Here is a 5,720-nt window from a genome sequence, read left to right as displayed (position 1 = left end):
CCTGCCTAGCTGTTGCGGGCCTTCTCGCGCGAACGCGCACGGGCTCGCTCGGTGCCCGACAGGTGCACCTTGCGCACCCGCACGATCTCCGGCGTGACTTCCACGCACTCGTCGCCGGCACAGAACTCCATGGCGGCTTCGAGAGTCAACTCGATCGGCTTGGCCAGGGTCTCCATCACGTCGGCGGAGGACTGACGCATGTTGGTCAGCTTCTTCTCACGGGTGACGTTGATGTCGAGGTCTTCCTGGCGGGGGTTGATACCCACGACCATGCCCTCGTAGGTGTCGGCGCCGGGCTCGACGAAGAACGTGCCGCGGTCGGCCAGCTGGATCATGGCGAACGGCGTGACGCTGCCGCTGCGATCGGAAACCAGCGACCCGGTGTGGCGGGCCCGGATCTCACCGGCCCACGGCGCGTAGCCGTGGAAGACGGCGTTGGCGATGCCGGTACCGCGGGTCTCGGTCAGGAAGTCGGTGCGGAAACCGATCAGGCCGCGCGACGGGACGAGGAACTCCATCCGCACCCATCCCGCACCGTGGTTGGTCATCTGCACCATCTTGCCCTTGCGGTTCGCGAGCAGCTGCGTGATGGCGCCGAGGTACTCCTCGGGGGTGTCGATGGTCAGCTCTTCGTACGGCTCGTGCAGCTTGCCGTCGACCTGCTTGGTGACCACCTGCGGCTTGCCGACGGTCAGCTCGAAGCCCTCGCGGCGCATCTGCTCGACCAGGATCGCCAGCGCGAGCTCACCGCGGCCCTGGACCTCCCACGCGTCGGGACGGCCGATGTCGAGCACCTTGAGCGACACGTTGCCGACGAGTTCCGAGTCGAGGCGGGACTTGACCATGCGCGCGGTCAGCTTGTGACCCTTGACGCGTCCGACCAGCGGCGAGGTGTTGGTGCCGATGGTGACCGAGATGGCCGGCTGATCGACCGTGATCCGGGGCAGGGCCACCGGATTATCGAGGTCGGCGAGAGTGTCGCCGATCATGATGTCGGGGAAACCCGCGACGGCCACGATGTCGCCGGCGATGGCGGATTCGGCGGGATGCCGCTCCACGCCGACGGTCGCGAGCAGCTCGGTGATCTTCGCCTTGGTGACGACCGGCTCGCCGTCGACCTCACGCATCCAGCTCACGGTCTGCCCCTTGCGGAGTTCACCGTTGTGGATGCGGACCAGCGCGAGGCGGCCCAGGAATGCCGAGGCGTCGAGGTTGGTGACGTGCGCCTGCAGCGGGGCGTTCGCGTTGCCCTTGGGGGCGGGGACGTACTCCATCAGAACGTCGAACAGGTCGTCGAGGTTCTCGGCGTCGGGAACCTGCCCGTTCTCGGGCTGCTTCCGGCTGGCTTTGCCCTCGCGGCCCGATGCGTAGAGAACCGGCAGTCCGAGAGCGAGCTCGGCGGCTTCCGCGGCCTCGTCGTCGAGATCGGATGCGAGGTCGAGCAGCAGGGTCTGGCTCTCTTCGACGACCTCGGCGATACGGGCGTCGGGACGGTCGGTCTTGTTCACCACGAGGATCACCGGCAGCGACGCCGCGAGCGCCTTGCGGAGAACGAAACGGGTCTGCGGCAGCGGGCCCTCGGAGGAGTCGACGAGGAGCACGACACCGTCGACCATGGACAGGCCGCGCTCGACCTCACCGCCGAAGTCGGCGTGGCCCGGGGTGTCGATGACGTTGATGACGGTGACGGTGTCGTCGGGGTGGTGGCGGTGTACCGCGGTGTTCTTCGCGAGAATGGTGATGCCCTTCTCGCGCTCGAGGTCGCCGGAGTCCATCACGCGGTCGACGAGCTCAGCGCGCTCGGCGAACGCGCCGGACTGGCGCAGCATGGCGTCGACGAGGGTGGTCTTTCCGTGGTCGACGTGCGCGACGATGGCGACGTTCCGAAAATCAGCGGTGCTCACGCGATGGTCTCTCCTGGCTGTTGTCCGGCCACACGGCACTGGACCCGGTCGGCACCTCGCCCGTACGGCGTTTCTTCTCGATGGCCGCGACGCGAATGCGCATGATCCCGGCACAGCCGCGAACGGCACGAGCAGGCACTGCGGCCACGAATACCCTACAGCGAGCGGGAACCGTCCCGCTCTTACCCAACCCATTGTGCCAGTTCACACCGGACTCGACGTGACGATCGCCACGCCCACGGCCCGATTTTTCCTCGGACCGGGCGCATGCACCGGTCTTGGCGAGGCGGTGAGGGCACACTAACCTGACGGATACGAGGCTATGCGACGACGGCGGGACGACGATGGGCAAGAAGAAGATCGACGCGAGCAGGATCGCCGACCTGAAACCGAAGAAGAAATGCTGCCGGAAAAAGACCCGGTGCCTGAAATGCCCGGTGGTCATCATGCGCATGAAGAAGGTCGAGAACGACGGCTCGAGCAAGAAGCAACTGCGCAAGCACCTCGACAAATCCAGGGCCGCCTGACGGTGACGGTTCAGCGGTCCAGGTGCTCTTGCAGGTCCGTGAGCCACGCGCGGTCCGCCGCCACCAGATCGATCGTCTCCAGTTCGTCCGCATCCACCCATCGCAACGCCGAATGATCGAGCGGCTTCGGCACTCCCGCAACCAGTTCGACCCGGTACGCGCACAACACGCGGCCACCGGGCAACGGCACGGCCACGCCGAGACGTTCACCGCCCCGCACCTCCACCCCGAGTTCCTCACGCAACTCGCGGCGCAGGGCTGCCTCGATCTCCTCCCCCGGTTCGACCTTGCCTCCGGGCAACTCCCATTGGCCCGCCAGCTCCGGTGGCCGGTTCCGTTGCGCCAGCAGCAACCTGCCGTCGCGGAACACGGCGCCCGCCACCACGTGCCCTGCCGGTTGCCGTATCGGAGGTTCCGGTGTCGTTGCGGTCATGCCGTGCATCGTTCCAGAATGGCTCATGGCCCAGTTGCTCACCGACGGCGAGATCGACGCCGCGTTGTCCGAACTTCCGCACTGGCGCCGGGCCGGTAACGCCCTGGTGCGCACCATCGAGTCTCCGACGTTCCCCGACGCGATCACCCTCGTGAACCGCGTCGCGGACGCCGCCGAGGAGGCAAACCATCATCCCGATATCGACATCCGCTGGCGCAAGGTGACCTACACGCTCTCGACCCATTCGGCGGGCGGGATCACGGCGTCGGATCCGGAGCTCGCGCGCCGGATCGACGCACTGGCAGCTCGCTGACCTCTGCTCTCGGTGTCCGGTCTCGCCCCGCGACCACGATCCACACGTAGACGGCGAGTACGCCCACCACATTGACCGCGCCCAGCCACGCCAGGGGCGCGGGCCGGGAGATGTCCCAGATCGAGTTCTGCATGGTGCTCAGCAGCCACGGCACACCGGCGAGGGTCACGACGGTCCAGCAGACCGCGACCACGCGGGCGCCGCGCCGCTGCGCGAACGGCCCGTAGACCAGCCACAGCACCAGAGGGATCACCCAGACCCAGTGATGCACCCACGAGATCGGTGATACGAGCAGACCGAACAGCTGGACGACGACGATCGTGCCGAGCCGATCGTCGGGTCCCAGGGCGCGCCAGGCCGCGACTGCGAGCGCAGCACACACCGCGACGGCGCCGAGCCACAGCGGTCCCGTCCCGACGTCCTCACCGGCGACCCGGCTCATCGCTCCCCGCAGGGATTGATTCCACACCGAGCCCACGGGGCCGATCCGGTCCGCGTCGCCGAACAGCGACGTGAAGTAGATGCTCGCCTGTCCCCCGAGGATCAGCCGGCTCACCAGCACGGTCGCCGCGAACACGAGCGCCGAGAACACCGCTGCCGACCAGCGGCGGCGGGCCAGGAAGTACAGCCCGGTGATCGCGGGAGTGAGCTTGATTCCGGCGGCGATGCCGACCAGTCCACCGGACAACCACCACCGGTTGCTGCGTACCGCGAGCATGACGCCGAGCGCGAGGAATACGTTGATCTGCCCGTAGTCGAGGGTGGTGCGCACCGGCTCCGTCCACAGGGCCACCGCGGTCCACGCCAGGGCGACGGAGGTCCAGCGGGGCGTGCGCACGTCCGGTCCGACGAGCAACTCGAGGGCAATCCGCACGACGCCGAACAGCGCGGCGACGGTCAGCAGCTGCCACACGATGCCCAGGAGGTCGAACGGGACATGATGCAGAGGCAGGAACACGAGCGCGGCGAACGGCGGATACGTGAACGGAAGCGGGAAATCCGGCGTGTCACGCGAGTAGGTGAAGTCGTAGAGTCCGCCGCGCAGCAACGCCGCCGAACCGTCGACGTACACGTGTAGATCCACAAGATTCATGCCATTTTCGGTGAGCAGACCCCACAGCAGGCGTGCCGTCACGGAGACGGTCAGTAGCGCCGCGCCCCACCACACAGAACGCGAGAGAACCGGTAGTGGCACTGCGCTGCGGCCTCCCGTCGATCGTCGTCCGGGAAACACCCCGACCCGGCGGTACAGCCTACCGGCGTGTGCGGGGCGATCCGAAACAGCTGATCACTCCTATAACAATCCCATCTCTGTTCACACTGTTCACAAAGTAGGCACGTTACGGTCGACCGGATATCACCATTCGGAAGATGCTGTGGCTACACTCCCCGCAGGTAACCGCCGAGCACAGATTTCGGGCCCGGCGGCTTGTACCGGACGGGGGGTCTACATAGAGTGTCTCCTCGAGCCGTCAGCACCTGGTTGTTCGTTCAGAAGGACCCGGCGCTTCAACGACAAGGATGGGGAACAGTGGTTCGAACTCGAGGAATGCGACGAGCGCTCACCGCGTGCGCAGTCGTCGCCGCCGCGGGGCTGGTCGTGCCGACGCACGCAGTCGCGCAGCCCGCGCCGCCGGCGCTACCCGATCTGACGCAGCTTGCTCAGCTCCCGGAGTTCACCGTGCCGGCCGATCTGTCTGTCGAGTCGTTGACGCAACTCCTTCCCGGAGTCACCGTCGAGCGCGATCAGGTGGAGGCTCTCGCGTCCCTCGCCCCCGCGATCGTCGGGGCCGCGGCCGGCCCGGCCGATGTCGCGGACGCCGCGGACGGCAAGAACGACCTGCTGGCCCAGGCCAAGGAACTGCTCGCGAACTCCGATCTGCCCGATTCCATCAAGGCCACGCTCCAGCGTGTCATCACGTTCCTGGACGGCAGCGGTGGAGGCGGTCCGGACCTTCCCCCGCCGGGTTCCGTGGTGATCTCCCAGTTCCTGTACCCGACGCTCGGGCAGGACTGCATCGCCGACGGGTCCGATTCGGTGGGCACCGCCCTCGCGGTGGCCGGTCCGTCGCACCTGCCGCCTCCCGGACCCCCGCAGGGTCACGCCGGCTTCGTGTTCACGGCCCTCGGCACCGCGCCGGCCGCCGATGCGCAGGAACAGCCCCTCACCCTGACCTGGATCAACGTCTCGAATGGTCGTACGGGTTCGCAGCCGCTGACCAACCAGGCCAACATCAACCCGGACGGACCGACCACGCTCAGCGCGATCGCCGACACCGGCTCGGGTCAGGTCGTCGCTGTGATCTCCGGAGGCATCACCACCCAGAAGGAAGGCGCGGAGCCGCGCTCGTGCACCTTCCTTCCGACCCTGGGGCTCGTCTCGGTGCCCTGAGACACCACCGCAGCACCGCAGCATCTTCACGAGGCCGCCGGGACACTGTCCCGGCGGCCTCGTCGTCTTCCCGGGAGGACGGGTGCGTGGTAAACCGGGTTATGCCCGAATCGTCGCACGCGCGACGCACCTCGTTGCGCTCCCGACGGTC

6 protein-coding genes are annotated in these 5,720 nt (G+C 67.5%); 3 read left to right on the top strand and 3 right to left on the bottom strand.

Annotated features, from left to right (window positions below):
* Positions 1–5: 5 nt before the first annotated feature.
* On the bottom strand, positions 6–1,904 hold the full coding sequence (gene typA, locus Q8814_RS23925) for a translational GTPase TypA (RefSeq protein WP_330154461.1): 1,899 nt from the start codon (positions 1,902–1,904) through the stop codon (positions 6–8).
* A gap of 344 nt (positions 1,905–2,248) precedes the next feature.
* On the opposite strand from typA, the gene Q8814_RS23920 reads away from it, so the two are divergent.
* The gene (locus tag Q8814_RS23920; protein WP_330154460.1) at positions 2,249–2,431 is read left to right on the top strand and encodes a hypothetical protein; all 183 of its coding nucleotides are present in this window, start codon (positions 2,249–2,251) and stop codon (positions 2,429–2,431) included.
* A gap of 10 nt (positions 2,432–2,441) precedes the next feature.
* On the opposite strand, the gene Q8814_RS23915 is transcribed toward Q8814_RS23920, so the two are convergent.
* Complete coding sequence (locus Q8814_RS23915; RefSeq protein WP_330154459.1) at positions 2,442–2,864, bottom strand: (deoxy)nucleoside triphosphate pyrophosphohydrolase; 423 nt, start codon at positions 2,862–2,864, stop codon at positions 2,442–2,444.
* Between the two features lie 25 nt (positions 2,865–2,889).
* On the opposite strand from Q8814_RS23915, the gene Q8814_RS23910 reads away from it, so the two are divergent.
* The gene (locus Q8814_RS23910) at positions 2,890–3,177 is read left to right on the top strand and encodes a 4a-hydroxytetrahydrobiopterin dehydratase (protein WP_330154464.1); all 288 of its coding nucleotides are present in this window, start codon (positions 2,890–2,892) and stop codon (positions 3,175–3,177) included.
* Here Q8814_RS23910 and Q8814_RS23905 read toward each other — a convergent pair.
* Positions 3,122–4,345 carry a mannosyltransferase gene (locus tag Q8814_RS23905; protein ID WP_330154463.1) on the bottom strand — a complete coding sequence of 408 codons (1,224 nt, stop codon included), beginning with the start codon at positions 4,343–4,345 and terminating at the stop codon, positions 3,122–3,124. The two genes, Q8814_RS23910 and Q8814_RS23905, sit on opposite strands and share 56 nt — an antisense overlap.
* A gap of 381 nt (positions 4,346–4,726) precedes the next feature.
* Here Q8814_RS23905 and Q8814_RS23900 point away from each other — a divergent pair, with 381 nt between their 5' ends.
* Positions 4,727–5,569 carry an Rv1157c family protein gene (locus Q8814_RS23900; protein WP_330154462.1) on the top strand — a complete coding sequence of 281 codons (843 nt, stop codon included), beginning with the start codon at positions 4,727–4,729 and terminating at the stop codon, positions 5,567–5,569.
* Positions 5,570–5,720 lie beyond the last annotated feature (151 nt).

It is taken from the genome of Rhodococcus chondri (assembly GCF_036327435.1).
Lineage (GTDB): Bacteria > Actinomycetota > Actinomycetes > Mycobacteriales > Mycobacteriaceae > Rhodococcus > Rhodococcus chondri.
This window is presented reverse-complemented; position numbering and strand designations above follow the sequence as displayed.

Bases quoted from the DNA above. Each gene is read 5' to 3' on its own strand.
- Q8814_RS23920 (WP_330154460.1), top strand. From the start codon at position 2,249: ATGGGCAAGAAGAAGATCGACGCGAGCAGGATCGCCGACCTGAAACCG.
- Q8814_RS23915 (WP_330154459.1), bottom strand. From the start codon at position 2,864: ATGACCGCAACGACACCGGAACCTCCGATACGGCAACCGGCAGGGCAC.
- Q8814_RS23910 (WP_330154464.1), top strand. From the start codon at position 2,890: ATGGCCCAGTTGCTCACCGACGGCGAGATCGACGCCGCGTTGTCCGAA.
- Q8814_RS23900 (WP_330154462.1), top strand. From the start codon at position 4,727: ATGCGACGAGCGCTCACCGCGTGCGCAGTCGTCGCCGCCGCGGGGCTG.